The organism is Acinetobacter ihumii (genome assembly GCF_900625095.1).
Classification (GTDB): Bacteria; Pseudomonadota; Gammaproteobacteria; order Pseudomonadales; family Moraxellaceae; genus Acinetobacter; species Acinetobacter ihumii.
Window position 1 is genome coordinate 795069 of the sequence record NZ_LR130760.1, and the last position, 17858, is coordinate 812926.

General features: G+C 40.3%; 15 protein-coding genes and 1 CRISPR repeat array. Of the genes, 7 read left to right on the plus strand and 8 right to left on the minus strand.

Going from position 1 to position 17858, the window contains the following annotated elements; genetic code table 11:
- Window positions 1–40: 40 nt before the first annotated feature.
- The 3 genes from aroC to E0D95_RS15985 form a co-directional block, all read right to left on the minus strand.
- Complete coding sequence (aroC, locus tag E0D95_RS03705; protein WP_130802616.1) at window positions 41–1132, minus strand: chorismate synthase; 1092 nt, start codon at window positions 1130–1132, stop codon at window positions 41–43.
- Between the two features lie 13 nt (window positions 1133–1145).
- Window positions 1146–2156: a 50S ribosomal protein L3 N(5)-glutamine methyltransferase gene (gene prmB, locus E0D95_RS03710; RefSeq protein ID WP_130802617.1), complete on the minus strand. Its 1011-nt coding sequence runs from the start codon at window positions 2154–2156 to the stop codon at window positions 1146–1148.
- Window positions 2157–2409: 253 nt separating this feature from the next.
- Window positions 2410–3277: direct repeats of the CRISPR family, unit length 28 nt; unit sequence GTTTGCTATCGCATAGGTAGTTTAGAAA.
- A 57-nt stretch (window positions 3278–3334) separates the two neighbouring features.
- Entirely contained in the window at window positions 3335–3463 is a 129-nt protein-coding gene (locus tag E0D95_RS15985; protein WP_431830733.1) for a hypothetical protein, read from the minus strand.
- A gap of 218 nt (window positions 3464–3681) precedes the next feature.
- On the opposite strand from E0D95_RS15985, the gene E0D95_RS03715 reads away from it, so the two are divergent.
- Window positions 3682–4260: a flavin reductase family protein gene (locus tag E0D95_RS03715; RefSeq protein WP_130802618.1), complete on the plus strand. Its 579-nt coding sequence runs from the start codon at window positions 3682–3684 to the stop codon at window positions 4258–4260.
- A gap of 112 nt (window positions 4261–4372) precedes the next feature.
- Here the strand turns inward: E0D95_RS03715 and E0D95_RS03720 are convergent, their stop codons facing one another.
- On the minus strand, window positions 4373–6043 hold the full coding sequence (locus tag E0D95_RS03720; RefSeq protein WP_431830734.1) for an AMP-binding protein: 1671 nt from the start codon (window positions 6041–6043) through the stop codon (window positions 4373–4375).
- Window positions 6044–6223: 180 nt separating this feature from the next.
- A complete protein-coding gene (locus E0D95_RS03725) occupies window positions 6224–6994 on the minus strand; it encodes a 3-hydroxyacyl-CoA dehydrogenase (RefSeq protein WP_130802620.1) in 771 nt (256 codons plus the stop codon).
- Between the two features lie 152 nt (window positions 6995–7146).
- Between E0D95_RS03725 and E0D95_RS03730 the strand changes: the two genes are divergently transcribed.
- Entirely contained in the window at window positions 7147–8181 is a 1035-nt protein-coding gene (locus tag E0D95_RS03730; protein WP_130802621.1) for an AraC family transcriptional regulator, read from the plus strand.
- Window positions 8182–8198: 17 nt separating this feature from the next.
- Here E0D95_RS03730 and prmC read toward each other — a convergent pair whose 3' ends face one another.
- Window positions 8199–9017 carry a peptide chain release factor N(5)-glutamine methyltransferase gene (gene prmC / locus E0D95_RS03735; protein ID WP_130802622.1) on the minus strand — a complete coding sequence of 273 codons (819 nt, stop codon included), beginning with the start codon at window positions 9015–9017 and terminating at the stop codon, window positions 8199–8201.
- Window positions 9017–10105, minus strand: a complete 1089-nt coding sequence (prfA, locus tag E0D95_RS03740; protein ID WP_130802623.1) for a peptide chain release factor 1 — start codon at window positions 10103–10105, stop codon at window positions 9017–9019. The genes prmC and prfA overlap by 1 nt, the downstream gene beginning before the upstream one ends.
- 380 nt (window positions 10106–10485) lie before the next feature.
- Here prfA and E0D95_RS03745 point away from each other — a divergent pair, with 380 nt between their 5' ends.
- Window positions 10486–10929, plus strand: a complete 444-nt coding sequence (locus E0D95_RS03745; protein ID WP_130802624.1) for a glycine zipper domain-containing protein — start codon at window positions 10486–10488, stop codon at window positions 10927–10929.
- A gap of 176 nt (window positions 10930–11105) precedes the next feature.
- Window positions 11106–12107, plus strand: coding sequence for an LLM class flavin-dependent oxidoreductase (locus E0D95_RS03750; RefSeq protein WP_130802625.1), 1002 nt, complete (start codon window positions 11106–11108; stop codon window positions 12105–12107).
- 182 nt (window positions 12108–12289) lie between these two features.
- Here E0D95_RS03750 and ppsR read toward each other — a convergent pair whose 3' ends face one another.
- Window positions 12290–13126 (minus strand): posphoenolpyruvate synthetase regulatory kinase/phosphorylase PpsR, encoded by an 837-nt coding sequence (gene ppsR / locus E0D95_RS03755; RefSeq protein WP_130802626.1) that lies wholly within the window; start codon window positions 13124–13126, stop codon window positions 12290–12292.
- Window positions 13127–13276: 150 nt separating this feature from the next.
- Here ppsR and ppsA point away from each other — a divergent pair, with 150 nt between their 5' ends.
- The 3 genes from ppsA (at window position 13277) to cyoA (ending at window position 17855) form a co-directional block, all read left to right on the plus strand.
- Window positions 13277–15664: a phosphoenolpyruvate synthase gene (ppsA, locus tag E0D95_RS03760; protein ID WP_171478529.1), complete on the plus strand. Its 2388-nt coding sequence runs from the start codon at window positions 13277–13279 to the stop codon at window positions 15662–15664.
- Window positions 15665–15732: 68 nt separating this feature from the next.
- Entirely contained in the window at window positions 15733–16500 is a 768-nt protein-coding gene (locus E0D95_RS03765; protein WP_130802627.1) for an RDD family protein, read from the plus strand.
- A 293-nt stretch (window positions 16501–16793) separates the two neighbouring features.
- Window positions 16794–17855 carry a ubiquinol oxidase subunit II gene (gene cyoA / locus E0D95_RS03770; protein ID WP_130802628.1) on the plus strand — a complete coding sequence of 354 codons (1062 nt, stop codon included), beginning with the start codon at window positions 16794–16796 and terminating at the stop codon, window positions 17853–17855.
- Window positions 17856–17858 lie beyond the last annotated feature (3 nt).

The following is a 17858-nucleotide window of genomic DNA, read 5'->3' on the forward strand; positions in this document are numbered from 1 at the left end:
ACCGAAATGGTGAGTTTTTTAACAGACTAAGTAGGCTGACTTATGGTTCTATCGGCGCAAATGGCGCAACTACATCAGCATTTTGCGCACGATTGCGTAAGAAATGATCCATCAATACAATCGCAAGCATCGCTTCTGCAATTGGCGTTGCACGCACCCCCACACACGGATCATGACGGCCTTTAGTCAGTACATCTGTATTTTCACGATCCAGATTAATAGTTTTACCCGGTGTGGTAATACTTGCTGTTGGTTTGAGTGCAATCGCCACACGAATGGTTTGTCCGCTGGAGATCCCGCCCAAGATACCACCTGCATGATTAGCAAGAAAACCCGATGTTGTCAGTTCATCACGGCTTTCATGACCAAACTGACCTGCGACTGCAAAACCATCACCAATTTCAACACCTTTCACCGCATTAATGCTCATCATGGCATGGGCAATATCAGCATCCAGACGATCAAATACTGGCTCGCCCCAACCCACTGGAACTTTTTCTGCTAAAATTTCAAGTTTTGCACCACAACTTGTGCCTTGTTCACGCAAAGACGTGACTAAAGCTTCAAAGCGAGGAACTGCATCAACATCTCCACAAAAGAAAGGATTATTGGGGACTTCATTCCAGTCCAGTTTCTCTGCAATTTCATTGCCAATTTGGGTGACATGTCCACGAATCACGATCCCAAACTTTTCAGCCAGATATTTTTTTGCAATTGCACCCGCAGCAACGCGCATGGCTGTTTCACGCGCACTTGAACGTCCACCACCGCGATAATCACGGAAACCATACTTTTGCGTATAAGTATAATCAGCATGACCCGGACGGAAAGTCTGTGCAATATTGCCATAATCCTTCGATTTCTGATCGGTATTGCGAATCAGTAAACCAATTGAAGTGCCTGTGGTTTTACCTTCAAAAACACCTGAAATAATTTCAACTTCATCGGGTTCTTTGCGTTGCGTTGCAAACTTGGATGTTCCGGGTTTACGTCGATCCAAATCTTTTTGCAAATCTTCAGCACAAAGCTCTAAACCGGGTGGAACACCATCTACAATCGCCATTAAGCCGATACCATGTGACTCACCACAGGTGGTTACGCGAAAGAGTTGTCCAATACTATTCCCTGCCATATTTACAACTCCTTTAAGCTTCTAAAGATTCTTGAAATAAACGCTGATAACGGCGACATTGCTCTGCGGTTAAAGCAAAAATACCTGAACCACCTTTTTTAAAGCTCAGCCAGTGGAAATCAATAGTGTTGAAATTTTGACGCATCGCCCATTCAGAATTCCCGACTTCAATGATAATTAAACCATCTTCAGTTAAGTAATCTGCCGCCTGAGCCAACATTTTACGAACCAAATCCAGCCCATCCTGACCTGCTGCCAAAGCAAGTTCTGGTTCATGCAAAAATTCTTCAGGTAAATCCGCCATGTCTTCTGCATCGACATAAGGCGGATTACTCACGATTAAATCGTATTGGTTTTCGGCAGGAATTTTTGAAAAAAGGTCAGATTCCAATAGCGCGACATGATATTGCTTATCATGATGTTCTGTATTAATCGCTGCAACTTCAAGCGCATCTTTGGAAATATCAGTCGCGTCTACTTCTGATTCAGGAAATGCATAAGCTAAAGCAATCGCAATACAACCTGATCCTGTGCACATATCCAAAATACGGTGCGGCGTTTTAGGATGTGAGTTTTCAGGTAAATTATTTAATGCCTCATGCATATTGCCATGTTCATCTAGGCAATATGGCGCAAAACGTTGTTCGATTAATTCGGCAATGGGTGAACGTGGAATCAATACACGCTCATCCACATAAAATGGTTTGTTGGCGAAATAAGCTAAATTAAGCAAATAAGAAGTTGGAATGCGTTCATTGACACGGCGTTCCAGCAGACTTAAAAATTCAGCTTTTTCGCTCGGCAGTAGTTTTGCGTCCAGAATCTCAGCATCTGCCGCCCATTCCAGAGACAATGTTTGTAAAACCAGTGCTGAACTTTCTGCAAAATAGTCTTCAGTCCCCTGACCTAAATGAGCATCATATTGACGTAGTGCAGTCACTCCAAAACGAATAAAATCACGAATTGTCGTTAAGTTTTCTGCTGCTTCCTGTAATTGTTCAGGTTGAATAGTCGGTCGCTCCACTCAGGGGTCTCCAAAAGGTAATGATGCAAAACGGCTTATGATACCTTGTTTTGTGTTGCTTTTTAATGCCTAAAGCTAATGGCTTCAATTTTAATGAATTTGACTTTATAATATGATCTGATCCAAAATTTTTAATGATCTTTAATAGCTTAATAAAATCATTAACTTAGAGTAAGTATTAATTTCTTTGGCCAAGTAAAAGGTTGCACTATTAACCTATTGTTATCATTACATTTATTATTTTTATTGTATAGTTTGCTATCGCATAGGTAGTTTAGAAATACTTGAAGTCTGCGATGTTTGACTACCAGTCGTTTGCTATCGCATAGGTAGTTTAGAAATAATAAAAGCAATTATGGATTTAGCTCTATTTGTTTGCTATCGCATAGGTAGTTTAGAAATCATATTCATACAGTATTGCGCGATAAGAATGGTTTGCTATCGCATAGGTAGTTTAGAAATTCACGTAAACGTCTTGCGTACTTTTCAGGTGGTTTGCTATCGCATAGGTAGTTTAGAAAGTAAATTGAGGTGGCGTGATGAAATTTAAAAAGTTTGCTATCGCATAGGTAGTTTAGAAACTATACCTCAGAAATTCCGGGGCAAGTTAAAGGTTTGCTATCGCATAGGTAGTTTAGAAATTTATCATCAATAAAGAATGAACCAACCTTGAGTTTGCTATCGCATAGGTAGTTTAGAAAAGATACGCTTTACGTTGCTGGGGGCTTATGCTGTTTGCTATCGCATAGGTAGTTTAGAAAGTTCGCATTTTCGCCAGTTTTAATAGAAATAGGTTTGCTATCGCATAGGTAGTTTAGAAATTTCTGCACTTAACGCTATATCACGCTACGAAGTTTGCTATCGCACAGGTAGTTTAGAAAGCGACGCTGCACCGACGATGCGCTCCCATTCTGTTTGCTATCGCACAGGTAGTTTAGAAACATTTATTGCTCTCAAGTTTGTGATTAATTTTGTTTGCTATCGCACAGGTAGTTTAGAAATAAATGGACGCACTCCTGACATTTTCGGAAAAGTTTGCTATCGCACAGGTAGTTTAGAAAAACAGGGAACGATCTTGCCTTACGTTTCTCAGGTTTGCTATCGCACAGGTAGTTTAGAAAATATCCACCAGATTACATACACCGTTGTAGTGGTTTTCTATCGCATAGATGGTTTATTTATTTTCGAGATTCCAAGCATTTTGTTTTTAATTGCTGCATCGCCAAAGGATCCATTGGTGCAGTCATCATGGCTCGATAGACCCGACATTCCTGTGTTTCTTCAGCTGTTTGAGGTTTGACGTTCAATGTATGACATCCCATTAGTCCCAAACAGAACATACATCCTAAAATAAATTTGACGAACATTTGATTTTCTATAACTTAGCATTGACCTGTATTCCCCAATTTTAGACACCCAAAAAAATAAATAGCAGCCTTTTACTGTATAGATCTTTTAAAATTAGGTTATTTCCATAACATCTTCTGCCAATATATAAGCATTGTAAAATGATGAGCTTATTAAAATGACCCATACAAATATTAAACCTGTAGAACTCGAAAAAGCCTATCGTTTACTCAATCACGGCCCAACTGTTCTGGTTTCAGCTCAAAATGGCAAAGATGTGGATGTCATGGCAGCCGCGTGGGCATGTGCGCTGGAATTTAGCCCTGCCAAAGTGACTGTGGTTTTAGATAAAAGTACCAAAACTCGACAAATCATTGAACAAAATGGTTATTTCGCTTTACAAGTTCCTTGCTTTGCACAAATCGATATGACTTATCAATTAGGTAGTATCAGTCAGTTTGAGGAGCCTGATAAATTAAAAATTTGTGGAACCGAATTATTTTACCCAGATGATTCTGGCGTACCTCTGGTTGAAGGCTGTATCGCTTGGTTGATCTGTAAAGTGATTCCTGAACCCCACAATCAACAAGCGCATGATTTATTTATTGGTTCTGTGATCGGTGCATGGGCAGATTCACGGGTATTTCGTGATGGACATTGGCATTTTTCAAATGTCGATAACAGTTTGAAAAGTTTACATTATATTGCAGGCGGAACATTTTACACGATTGGCGATGAAGTCAAGACCAGTCTATAAACTCTATATAATTCCAGATAAAAGACCAACGAGCGACTTCAATCAAGAAACAGCGCGTTGGTCTTTGCTATTCAGCTTTTATGAAATCATTCACGATTTATATAAAGTCATTTTAGTTGGCACAAAGCCGTTGCATTTTTTCAATTTCTTGTTGTTTAAGAATACCCCGCTGAATCTTGCCACTCACGGTTTTAGGCAAAGCCTCTACAAACTCGATTTCTTTAGGATAAGCATGCTTAGATAAACGCCCACGTACATACATTTGCAGTTTTTCTTTGAGTTTTTCAGTCGCTGGGTATTGGGTTTTGAGAACCACAAATGCCTTTACAATTTCAGTTCGAGTAGGGTCTGGTTTCCCAATTACCGCAGATTCCAAAACCTCCTCACATTCAAGCAAAGTGCTTTCAACATCAAAAGGGCCTACACGATAGCCTGACGTTGTAATGACATCGTCTGCACGACCAACAAAATCAATGCCACCATGTTCGTTTAATTGCACGGTATCACCCGTAAGATAGTATTTTCCCACAAAGGATTTTCTGTTATTTCCACCATAACCTTTAAACCAAAGTAAAGGTGATGCATCACTATCGATGGCTAATATTCCGATTCCGCCTTGAGCAAGTTCCTGAAAATTTTCATCCAATACCACAAAGCGATGCCCCGGTATTGCAAAACCAGCAGAACCAATTTTAATCACATGCGCCAAAGCATGATGATTGCCAATCACCATACCCAATTCAGTTTGGCCATATTGATCATAAATATTGACATCCAGATCATGCTTAAACCAGTGAATCACTTCTGGAGTTAAAGGCTCTCCCGCGCTACTTACCACTCTTAGATGTTGTTTAATACTTTCATCAAACTTTTCTTTAAAACCATAAAACATGCGAAATGCAGTCGGAGAACCTGTCAGATTATTAACCTGATATTTCTTCAGCAGTTCAATTGCCCGATCGACACTAAATGCTTGTTCATCCATCAAAATACAATGACCTAAACTTAAAGGCCCCGTAATGCCGTAATAAAGCCCATAAGCCCAACCGGGATCTGCGAGATTCCAAAATGAATCCTGTTCACGCAAATCCACCGCATGGGTCATATATCCTTTAAACGCCAGAATTGCTTTGAGTGGCACAGGTACAGATTTAGCTAAACCCGTTGTACCTGAAGTAAACATCATTAAAAAATCATCATCAAAGTGACGATATTCAACTGGGCAATCTGCATCAAATGTATGAATGACACTCCAAAAATCACCCTGACCAAGATGATCATTGCTAGTTTTTACCATCAAGATTTGCTGAATATCCAAATCGTTAAGTTTAGGTTGTTGTTCGGTATTGCTGACCACCAGTTTGGTTTGTGCAGTTTGTAAACGATGCTCAATGGCTTTGGATTCAAATGCGGTAAAAAGTGGCTGGTAAATTGCACCAATACGCCAAGTGGCTAAAATCGTGATGAGTAATTCTGGCGTTCGAGGTAATAAACCCGCAATGCAATCACCTGCCTGAAGATGAACCGACTTAAAGTAATTGGCTAATTTTCCAGAATGTTCAGCAAGTTGATCAAATGTATATTGTTGCTGTTCTCCATTCTTGCCTTCCCAGATTAAAGCCACTTTGTCATGACCTACATATCTACCACAACATTCTTCATAAGCATTGATTTGATTTTTATGCCCTTGAAGTTGCTCTTGAATAATTTGATTTAAATCAAATTCTGCATAGGCTTGTGTCAGTGTCTTCATCCCGAAAACCTCTTTTATTCCGTTTTTCATATATAGGACCAATAAAATTTGATCTATATTCCCGATCCATTTTTATTATCGTAAAACATCACATGATGCTTTTAGTATGGGTGATCAAATCCAACTTAACCCGCTTTCTTCATTTTTTCAATTTCCAAATCCCTCAATCTGGCTGAGGGATTCTGCATATTGACCTCAATGATGATGATCTTATTTTGGAGCCATACGAATCGCACCATCCAGTCGAATCACCTCACCATTCAGATAAGCATTCTCTATAATATGTACAGCCAATCGTGCAAACTCATCAGGCTTACCCAAACGTGAAGGATAAGGCACCATTTGACCCAGTGAATCCTGAACATTTTGCGGTAAAGCCTTGAGCATCGGTGTTTCCATAATACCGGGGGCAATCGTCACCACACGAATAGCATGACGACCTAACTCACGTGCAATGGGCAAAGTCATCGCCACAACTGCACCTTTGGAGGCCGCATATGCCGCCTGACCAATTTGCCCATCAAAGGCAGCCACCGATGCTGTATTGATAATCACACCACGGTCTTCATCTTCAAGTGTTGCGGCATTATGTGTCATCGCTTCTGCTGCAAAACGCAGCATGTTAAAAGTCCCTGTCACATTGATATTCAAGACTTTATTGAACAATGCCAGATCGTGAATACCCTCTTTACCCACCACTTTTGCAGATGGGCCAACTCCTGCACAGTTAATCAAGCCATGAATTGCGCCATGTTTGTCTAATGTCTGCTTAAAAAACTGTGCAACCTCAATTTCATTGGTCACATCCAATGCAACAAAATCCGCTGCTTCCCCTAATTTTTCAGCCTGAGCCTGCCCAGTATTGACATTCATATCAACTAAGGTGATACGAGCACCTCGTTCAACCAAACATTCAGCCGTTGCTGCACCTAATCCCGATGCGCCCCCTGTAATAATGAAGTGTTTTCCTTGAATTTTCATTGCTAATTTCCACGTGATTTAATTTAATCTGACATAAGTCCCAGAGTAAAAGCTCAACTTTTACAGTACAATTTCAAAAAACTTCAAATGTTCTGCGGTTTTTGGACATTTTGATCATTTAAAAGATTTTAATTCTTAATGTTAGGTCATACATGCAACGGATTGCACAATCAAATATTTCATCTTCAAACAAGGGAACCATTTCCATTGCATTGGTCAATGAAGCTTTGAGTGTGGCTCATAGTCGTGGCTTGAATATTGAAAAAATTGTTCAACAGGCAGGTATTTCATATGAGCTTTTGAATTTTCCAAAAGCCAGAATCCCAGTTTCAGCTTATGCTCAGCTTTGGATAGAACTTGCCAATCACATGGATGATGAATTTTTTGGCATGGATTCACATCCAATGCGACGTGGCAGCTATCAATTACTGGCAAAACTGGTTATGCATGCCGAAACCATTGAAAAAGCATTGATTGATATTTTAAAGTTTTTTTCTATTCTTCTGAATGATATACGCGCAGAGCTTAGACTCGAACAAAATCTGGCATATCTGATCATCCACGATCAAGCTCATACCAAACGGATGTTTAGCTACGCGACTTTTTTAATGCTAATTCATGGTTTATTGTGCTGGTTGGCAGATCAACGCATTGCGATTGATAAAATCAGTTTAAAATGTAGTAAACCTGCTTATCCGCAAGATTATTATGTCCGTTTTTGTGAAAATATCGAATTTGATGCAGCATCGAATCGCGTGGAATTCAATGCAGATTATTTACAGATTAAAATTAAAAAAGACAAGAAATCGCTGCATGAATTTCTAAAACAAACCCCACAAAATCTATTGGTACGCTACAAAAATGAAAATGCGCTAAGCCTGATGATTCGTAGACATCTTATGCAACACCATCCCGCGCTTTGGCCTGAATTGAAAGAACTTTCGCAGCAGTTAAATATGTCCGAAGCAACTATTCAACGACGTTTAAAAGCTGAAAATATCAGTTATCAACAACTTAAAAATGACATCCGTTGTGATATTGCGATTGAACGTCTAACTAAAACTCAAGATAGTATTCAGGACATCAGTGATGCTTTAAATTTTCATGATCCGAGTGCGTTTTACCGTGCTTTTAAAAAATGGACGGGGGTCAATCCAAGTGCTTATCGATCGAAGTCTTCAAACTAAAAACAATTTATCGTTTTTTATGCTTTCCATTGCCCCAAACTAATCCGATCATTTCCACCATAATCTTTTCGGGTTTGAACCTGAATAAAACCGCGCTTTTGCAACAATTGACGAACCGCGTCTCCTTGATCATAACCATGCTCAAGCACTAACCATGCATCAATATTCATCCATTTCGGTGCTTGGTCTATAATCAGCTCCAGATCAGCAAGCCCCTGATGCTCTGCGACTAACGCGCGACGAGGCTCTGTTCCCAGATTGACCATGTGTTCATCATCTGCATCAATGTATGGAGGATTGGACACAATTAAATCAAACCTTTGTGCAGGAATGGCCTCAAACCAAGCACTGCAAACAAATTGAACCTGAGTCAAACCATGCTTTTGTGCATTATTTTGTGCAACTTCAAGCGTTGGAAAATAAATATCGGTTGCCAAAACTTTCCAGTCAGGACGCTCTTTGGCCAAAGATAAAGCAATTGCACCTGTTCCTGTGCCTAAATCCACCATTGAAGTTTGAAACGGTAAATCTAAAGATAAAACCGTTTCAATTAAAATTTCTGTATCGGGTCTCGGCACTAAAGTATCTGAGGTGACAGTCAGATCCAGACTCCAAAATGGTTGCGAACCCGTAATATAAGCCAGCGGCTCACCTTTGGATAATCGCATCAAACCATCTAAAAAAGCTTGTTCTTGTTCATGCGTCAAAACTTGCATTTGACGCATTTTTAATTCAAGCGAATTCAGATTGAGGACATGTTCAAGCAACCACGTAGCTTCCTGACGCTCATAACTGTCAGACTCACCGCGCAGGTTTAAAGCTTGCCCAATCTTCATTAGCCGCCATTCTCTTGGGCTAGCATTGCCAACTGATCCGCTTGATATTCACGATGTAGACTGTCCAGTAATTCAGTCAAATCACCTTCCATAATTGCGTCTAACTTATATAAGGTTAAATTAATGCGGTGATCTGTCATTCGACCTTGAGGATAGTTATAAGTACGAATACGCTCTGAGCGGTCGCCCGATCCAACCAAGTCACGACGCATTTCAGAAGTCGCTGTTTCCTGTGCCGCGCGCTTGGCATTTTCCAGACGTGAAACCAACAGCGCCATCGCTTTGGCTTTGTTTTTATGCTGCGAACGTTCTTCCTGACACTCCACCACCACACCTGTTGGGATATGAGTAATACGCACCGCAGAATCTGTTTTGTTAATGTGCTGACCGCCTGCACCAGACGCTCGATAAGTATCAATACGTAAATCGGCAGGGTTAATCTCAACCGTCGTATCTACATCAACTTCGGGCAAAATCGCAACTGTACAAGCAGAAGTATGTACTCGTCCTTGTGATTCCGTTGCAGGTACGCGTTGTACTCGATGTGCACCACTTTCAAATTTTAGACGACCGTAGACACCATCACCATCCACACGGCAAATCACTTCTTTATAGCCACCGTGTTCGCCTTCATTTTCAGATAAGACTTCTATACGCCAGCCCTGAGACTCCGCATATTTACTATACATACGGAATAAATCACCTGAGAAAATTGCCGCTTCATCACCACCTGTTCCCGCGCGAACTTCCAGATAAGCAGAATTGGCATCATTCGGATCTTTGGGAATCATTAAAATATTGAGATCAGCTTCAAGCTGTTCAATTAAGGCACGGTTTTCCTTAATTTCTTCTTGGGCCATATCCTTAAAATCGGGATCATTCAACATCTCTTCGGCAGTCACAATATCCTGTTCAGCCTGACGATATTTACCCCAGACTTCAACCATTTCAGATAAATCACTATGTTCACGTGACAGTTTACGAAAACGCTTATTATCAGAAATGACTTCAGCATCTGCCAATAATGCAGTCAACTCTTCATAACGATCACAAAGTTGATCCAGTCGTAAACGTAATGACTCTTTCATAAGTGGAAACATCTCAAGATAAAAGGATCACATCTCCACCCTACATTTGCTGTGCAGCATGTATTTGCTAAAGAAGAAGTGATCAGTCAAAGCTAAAATTGCGCATAGTTTACCGATTATGGGCATCAAAGAACATAGATAAGCTCAGATTTGAGCGTATGAGCATGATCTTTAAGCTCTGAATTTTCTTAATTTCTACATATTTGAGCCATTTTTATGCATCGCAGTTGCTTTATTAGACAGTTTTAATAGAAAGCATACAAAACACACCCAAACTGTAAAGATAAGCACCGCAATCTCCATATTTTGCATGAATCCTTTTGTTACATTTGCTGCAACGAAATAGATAAAGTCCTGTTGTCGGGACATGGAGATTTAAAATGAAAGCAAACAACTTATTATTGAGTGGTGTATTGGCTATTTCTTCAATGTTTGCAATCAACGCTCATGCAGACAATACCACACGAGTTGCAGCAACTTCAGCATTAGGTAGTGTCGTAGGTACTGCGCTGGGGAACCAAATGGGTGGTAACACAGGCGCTATGATTGGTTCTGCAATTGGTGGTGCTGGTGGTGCCGCAGTGGCCAGTAATAAACGTAACCGTACCGAATCAGCCATTGGTGGTGGCTTGGGTGGTGTAGGTGGTTATACTGTAGGTAAAAATATGGGCGGCACAAGTGGCGGATATATTGGTTCAGCACTGGGCGCAGCAGGTGGTTCAGCTTTAGGTAATAAAATTGCCAAAGATCGTGCCGAAGAAAAACGTTATAGTAACTCACGTAAGTGGAATCGTCACTCACGCTATTACCGTAGCCACCGTTAATTTTTTATTAACGCCTATAACTTAAAAGTTTAGATTCATATTTGAATCACAAACAAAGCACCAGAATTGGTGCTTTGTTTTTTATATTTACAAATAAAATCATAAATCGAAGAAAAACGATATACAGCCCCATTCATAAATCGTAAAATATCGATATATAGTTTTGAGCACTGCTTATGTCGACTTTAAAAGATACCCGATTTTCTATTCTTGAACTTGCTCCCATTCGAAATGACAAAACGGTTCAATTTTCATTACAGCATGCTTTGGAATTAGCTCAACACGCCGAAAAACTTGGGTACGAACGCCTATGGTTAGCAGAACATCATAATATGGATGGTATTGCCAGTTCTGCGACTTCGGTTTTAATTGGTTATATCGCTGCAAATACACAGTCGATACGTTTAGGTTCTGGCGGTATCATGTTGCCCAATCATGCACCTTTAGTGGTTGCAGAACAGTTTGGTACACTGGCCACACTATATCCGAACCGTATCGAATTGGGTCTAGGTCGTGCACCCGGCACCGATCAAATGACCATGCGCGCCTTGCGTCGTGGTCGTCAGGAAACTGAAGATCAATTTCCACAAGATGTGCTTGAGATTTTAAAATATTTTAAAGACCCTGAACCAAATCAGAAAATTGTAGCGACACCGGGACATGGCACACATGTTCCAGTCTGGTTGTTGGGTTCAAGTCTATTTAGTGCGCAATTGGCTGCTCGCTTAGGCCTTCCCTATTCCTTTGCCTCACATTTTGCACCGCGTATGTTGTCTCAGGCAGTACAACTCTACCGAGAAAATTTTCAAGCTTCAGAATATCTGGAGCGACCTTATGTTTCAATCGGCGTTCCTACCGTTGTGGCAAAAACTGATGATGAAGCAGCCTACTTAGCCACCAGTGCCTATCAGCGTGTCTTAGGTTTAATGCGTGGGCAAAGTTTAAAACTCAAACCACCGATTGATTCAATGGAAAATATCTGGACGCCAGCTGAACGTATTTCAGTCAATAACTTCTATGCATTGGCACAAATTGGTTCACCTGAAACTGTGAAAGCAGGTCTACAAGATTTGTTAGATCATGTTGAAGTCGATGAGTTTATTTTCACGTGTGATATTTATGACACTGAAAAGCGACTCGAAAACTTTAGTTTATTGATGGATATAAAAAATAGTTAAAACATTCAGATTTAAAAGAGGAAATAAATATCTTATATTTATTTCCTTTCATGCGATTAAGGCTAATTTACATCATCGACAATAGACTTCTTTCACCCATCCCTTCTATTTCAAGCCTATAGGAGAAAAATAAAGAGGGTTTAAACAATGATGAAAGAAATCTAATATTGTCTGTAAATTGCTTAACCAATACGACGTTTCAAGCCTGCCATCTGTAAGATACGTGTTGAAATTTCCTCAATCGACATTTCAGTGACGTTTAAATACGGAATACCTTCTGAAATATAAATTCCTTCAATTGCTCGTAATTCCATCTGACATTGGCTAAAGCTTGCATAACGACTATTGGCTTTACGTTCATTACGAATTGCAACCAAACGCTCCGCATCAATCATTAAACCAAACAGCTTATTTTTATGTTCTTTCAATACCTTAGGCAAACGATTATCATCCAGATCTTCTTCGGTTAATGGATAGTTTGCTACACGAATTCCAAACTGTAACGACAAATAAATTGAAGTCGGAGTTTTACCCGAACGTGATACCCCAATCAAAATAATATCGGCTTTATCATAATGGCGAGTACGTGCACCATCATCATTGTCCAATGCAAAATGGACAGCATCAATACGAGCTTTATAATATTCAGAATCTGTTACCGCATGAGTCTGTCCGACTAAAGTTGTCGGTGGTATTCCAAGTTCCTGTTCAAGCTTACTAATCAAACCTTCAAAAACATCCAGATTCACAGCTTTGGCAGTATTAATAATTTCACGCACATTTGGATCGACCAAAGTATCAAACACCAGCGGTAAACTTTGGTCTTTAGACTGGCAACTATTAATCTCTGCAACCACATTCATGGCAGCTTCTTCACTGGTGATATACGGAATAATATGAATGTCAAAATCAACATTCGGAAACTGCGCTAATAAAGAATGTCCGAGGGTTTCTGCCGTAATCGCGGTTCCATCCGAAATAAAAAAAACACTCCGCTTAATTTGTTTACCATCTGACATGAAAAATCTCCTCAAACATTTGTCTTAGTGCTATATAATCTTTATAGTAATCTGATCTTACATGACTGTCGCTTAGAGTAAAATCCAAAACCTAAGCACATCGATATCTTTTCTTCTTGCCAAGATAGTCATTAATACTGGAAAAGTGGAGTGAAAACTTTGGAAGCGCGCGTAATCGGTCTGGAAAAATTAGGGAAACACGACGTTGAACTCGTGGGTGGGAAAAACTCCTCTCTTGGTGAAATGATCAGCCATTTATCCAATGCTGGTGTGTCTGTACCGGGTGGCTTTGCCACAACTGCTGCTGCTTATCGTGAGTTCCTTGAACAAAGCGGTTTAAACGCAAAAATTCAAGCGGAACTCAATCAATTAAATGTCGATGATGTAAATGCACTTGCTGAAACTGGTGCCAAAATCCGTCAATGGATTGTAGATACGCCTCTCATTCCAGCCTTAGAAAAAGAAGTCCGTGACGCATTCAATGCACTTTCCAACGGCAACCCAGATATCGCGGTTGCCGTTCGTTCATCTGCGACCGCTGAAGATTTGCCAGATGCGTCTTTCGCAGGTCAACAAGAAACTTTTCTGAATATTCGTGGTATTGACAACATCCTGATCGCAATTAAGGAAGTGTTTGCTTCTTTATATAATGACCGTGCGATCGCTTACCGTGTGCACCAAGGTTTTGCACACGATATTGTTGCCCTTTCAGCAGGTATCCAGCGCATGGTTCGCTCTGAAACGGGTGCAGCAGGCGTAATGTTTACACTGGACACTGAATCAGGCTTCCGTGATGTGGTATTTATTACTGCGTCTTATGGTTTGGGTGAAATGGTGGTTCAAGGTGCAGTTAACCCTGACGAATTTTATCTGTCTAAACCGTTGCTAAAAAATGGCAGACATTCTGTACTACGCCGTAACCTTGGTTCTAAACACCAAAAAATGATTTATGGCGAAGAAGGTTCTGCGGGTAAATCAGTGGTGGTGGTAGACGTTGAAAAACCAGACCGTCAACAATTTGCTTTAAATGACCATGAGCTACAAGAGCTTGCCAAACAAGCCATGATTATTGAAGACCATTACGGTGCGCCAATGGACATCGAATGGGCTAAAGATGGCGATGATGGCCAAATTTACATTGTTCAGGCACGTCCTGAAACTGTTAAAAGCCGTCAAAGTGTTGGCACCATGGAACGTTATTTACTTAAACAACGTGGTACAGTCTTGTGTGAAGGTCGTTCAATTGGTCAACGCATCGGTTCTGGTAAAGTACGCGTGGTGACCTCCATTAAAGAAATGGACAAAGTTCAGGAAGGTGATGTTCTTGTTTCAGACATGACTGATCCAGACTGGGAACCTGTCATGAAACGTGCCGCTGCGATTGTGACCAACCGTGGTGGTCGTACTTGTCACGCTGCTATTATTGCCCGTGAATTGGGTGTACCAGCCATTGTAGGTACAGGTAATGCGACAGAAGTATTAACTGACGGGCAAGAAGTGACTGTTTCTTGTGCTGAAGGTGATACAGGCTTTATTTATGAAGGTGCGCTGGATTTTGAAATTCAACGTAACTCCATTGAGTCAATGCCAAAACTTCCGTTCAAAATTATGATGAACGTTGGTAATCCTGACCGTGCATTTGACTTTGCTCAAATTCCAAACGGTGGTATTGGTCTGGCACGTCTTGAGTTCATTATTAACCGTATGATCGGTGTGCATCCAAAAGCCTTGCTCAATATTGAAAGCTTACCGCGTGAAACCCGTGCAGCAGTGATGGCACGTACTGCGGGCTATTCATCTCCTGTTGAATTTTATGTCGAAAAATTGGTTGAAGGGATTGCAACACTTGCAGCGGCATTTGCTGAAAAACCAGTGATTGTGCGTATGTCAGACTTTAAGTCTAACGAATATGCCAACCTTATTGGCGGTAAGTTATACGAGCCAGAAGAAGAAAACCCGATGTTGGGTTTCCGTGGTGCGAGCCGTTATGTCTCAGATAACTTCCGTGACTGTTTCGAGCTTGAATGCCGTGCCTTGAAAAAAGCACGTGACGAAATGGGCTTGACCAATATTCAAATCATGATTCCTTTTGTACGTACAGTAGCAGAAGCAAAACGTGTCATTGAATTATTGGCTCAGAATGGTTTAAAACGTGGCGAAAATGGTCTGAAAGTGATCATGATGTGTGAATTACCAACCAATGCATTATTGGCTGAACAATTCCTTGAACATTTTGATGGTTTCTCTATTGGTTCAAATGATTTGACTCAGTTGACATTGGGTCTGGATCGTGACTCTGGTATTGTCTCTCACCTATTTGATGAACGTGATCCAGCAGTGAAAGCTCTGCTTTCAATGGCGATTCATGCATGTCGTAAAGCAGGTAAATACATTGGTATTTGTGGTCAGGGTCCATCAGATCATCCAGATCTTGCCAAGTGGCTGATGGAGCAAGGTATTGAAACTGTCTCGTTAAATCCAGATTCAGTTTTGGAAACATGGTTCTTCCTTGCAGAAGACAAAGATAAGCAAGCGTAACTTAATTTTATAAAAAAGACCCTCGCGTGGGGTCTTTTTCATCTTTAAGCTGTTGAGATTTAAAACTTATGCAAATTTACTTAGCAAGAAATAACCAACAAGCTGGTCCATACACACTTGATCAATTGAACCAGATGCTCGCTAGCCAGCAAGTGCTTCTTACTGACTTGGCATGGCACGAAGGCATGACTGAATGGAAAGCATTGGGGGAATTAACTCAAGGTAAACTTGTATACCAGCCTCAGAATTATTCAAGTAACGCTAGCGTTTTTGACACGCCGACCAGTTCCCATAATGATGTCATCCGCAGTGTAGAAGTTCAACACACATCTAAAGAAACACCTGCGCCTGTTAGCAAACGAATTTCAGCAAAACTGATTGATCTGACTTTACTCATTCTACCTCAGATTATTGTGACCTTACTGTTTTTGCCGCATGACCTGTTACAGCAAACTACGAGTTTTAGTGTAGATGAGCAAATCAAAATTGCTGAAGCCATGCGTGACAATATGCCAGCATGGGTCCCTATTGCTTTATTAGTCTACACACTCGGTCTATTATTTTTACAAAACTTTTTTATTGCGCGTTCGGGTCAATCGATTGGTAAAAAAGCATTTCACTTACAGATTGTAGATGTAACGACCAATCAACTCCCGGGCCAATTTAGAGGCTTTTTTGTACGTTCCTTTCTATTTATTATCATTTCTCAACTCATTAGTGTATTTCCATTATTAGTGATCGTATTTATTGCAGACCTTGTTTTATTTTTATCCAAAGGAAACAACAGTTTGCATGATAGACTCGCCAAGACGAAAGTCATCAATCTTAAAAAATAACATCAGGAGTGACTATTCACTCCTTTATTTAAAACAACTTACTGAAAAGAAATAAAAAAAATTATAGATTCAAGATTAAAACCAACTGAAAAAATCAGGTTTAATACCCAATATTTAACTCAACATTGAAGTAGCTTACTTTAACGATATCAGGCATAATGCCCTACAACATAGCTGTATCGCATGATTGAGAAATATGTTCTGAAACAAGGATTATTCTTCTCCATCATGCGACACTTTTATCGCTATCCCCAATTTACTTAGGGAATGGGACTCTTCACCGAGGTTGTAAAATGAGACAAACAATTTTAGCTGTGTTGTCTTTAACGACGATTACTGCACTTTTAACCGGGTGTGGTGGTGATATGGTACTTCTAAACTCTAAAGGTCCAGTTGCAGAAGGTCAAAGTAACCTGATGATGACTGCGATCTACTTAATGCTATTGGTTGTAATTCCTTCAATCATTATGGCGTTATGGTTTGGTTGGAAATATCGCGCGTCAAATAAAGATGCAGACTATAAACCTACTTGGGCACACTCTACTGCAATTGAAATTGTAGTTTGGGGTATCCCTGTCATTATTATTGGTATTTTAGCTTGGTTAACTTGGTGGGGTTCCCACAAGTACGACCCTTACCGTCCATTAGATTCAGATAAAGCACCATTAACTATTCAAGTTATCGCTGAACAGTTTAAATGGATCTTTATTTATCCTGAACAAAATATTGCGACAGTAAATGAAGTACGTTTCCCAGAGAAAACACCTTTAAGCTTTAAAATTACATCTAACTTTACAATGAACTCTTTCTTCATTCCTGCGTTAGGTGGCCAAATTTATGCAATGGCGGGTATGCAAACCCATCTGCATTTATTAGCGAATGAAACTGGCGAATATCGTGGTTTCTCGTCTAACTACTCAGGCTATGGTTTCTCACAAATGCGTTTTAAAGCGTATAGTGTAACAGAAGCTGAATTTGCTCAATGGGTAGAAGCGGTTAAAGCTGGTAATGGTACAAGCATTAATGCTGAAGCTATTCAGAAGAGCGCACTTGATCAAGCCGAGCTTGCAACATTAAAAGATGGCGATCGTTCTAAACATCAAATCGAAGCTTTGGTACATCGTGCACAGGCAGCTGGTGATGCAGAAGCTTTAGCGAAAGCCGAAGCCATGAAACCGTTCCCAAATAAGCCACATCCTGTGACTTACTATTCTTCAGTTGAACCAAAACTGTTTGAAACTGTCATTAACAGATACATGAGCAACTATCACGGTACAGACCATTCAGCAACTGCTGCACAAGGTTCTGAAGCTCATGATGCTAATGCACATGCAACTGCTTCTGTAGAGGAATAAGCC

What these genes read in the sequence shown, in the direction of transcription:
- aroC (WP_130802616.1), bottom strand. Translation starts at nt 1,132, where the DNA reads ATGGCAGGGAATAGTATTGGACAACTCTTTCGCGTAACCACCTGTGGT.
- E0D95_RS03715 (WP_130802618.1), top strand. Translation starts at nt 3,682, where the DNA reads ATGACCCATACAAATATTAAACCTGTAGAACTCGAAAAAGCCTATCGT.
- E0D95_RS03720 (WP_431830734.1), bottom strand. Translation starts at nt 6,043, where the DNA reads ATGAAAAACGGAATAAAAGAGGTTTTCGGGATGAAGACACTGACACAA.
- E0D95_RS03725 (WP_130802620.1), bottom strand. Translation starts at nt 6,994, where the DNA reads ATGAAAATTCAAGGAAAACACTTCATTATTACAGGGGGCGCATCGGGA.
- E0D95_RS03730 (WP_130802621.1), top strand. Translation starts at nt 7,147, where the DNA reads ATGCAACGGATTGCACAATCAAATATTTCATCTTCAAACAAGGGAACC.
- prmC (WP_130802622.1), bottom strand. Translation starts at nt 9,017, where the DNA reads ATGAAGATTGGGCAAGCTTTAAACCTGCGCGGTGAGTCTGACAGTTAT.
- prfA (WP_130802623.1), bottom strand. Translation starts at nt 10,105, where the DNA reads ATGAAAGAGTCATTACGTTTACGACTGGATCAACTTTGTGATCGTTAT.
- E0D95_RS03745 (WP_130802624.1), top strand. Translation starts at nt 10,486, where the DNA reads ATGAAAGCAAACAACTTATTATTGAGTGGTGTATTGGCTATTTCTTCA.
- E0D95_RS03750 (WP_130802625.1), top strand. Translation starts at nt 11,106, where the DNA reads ATGTCGACTTTAAAAGATACCCGATTTTCTATTCTTGAACTTGCTCCC.
- ppsR (WP_130802626.1), bottom strand. Translation starts at nt 13,126, where the DNA reads ATGTCAGATGGTAAACAAATTAAGCGGAGTGTTTTTTTTATTTCGGAT.
- E0D95_RS03765 (WP_130802627.1), top strand. Translation starts at nt 15,733, where the DNA reads ATGCAAATTTACTTAGCAAGAAATAACCAACAAGCTGGTCCATACACA.
- cyoA (WP_130802628.1), top strand. Translation starts at nt 16,794, where the DNA reads ATGAGACAAACAATTTTAGCTGTGTTGTCTTTAACGACGATTACTGCA.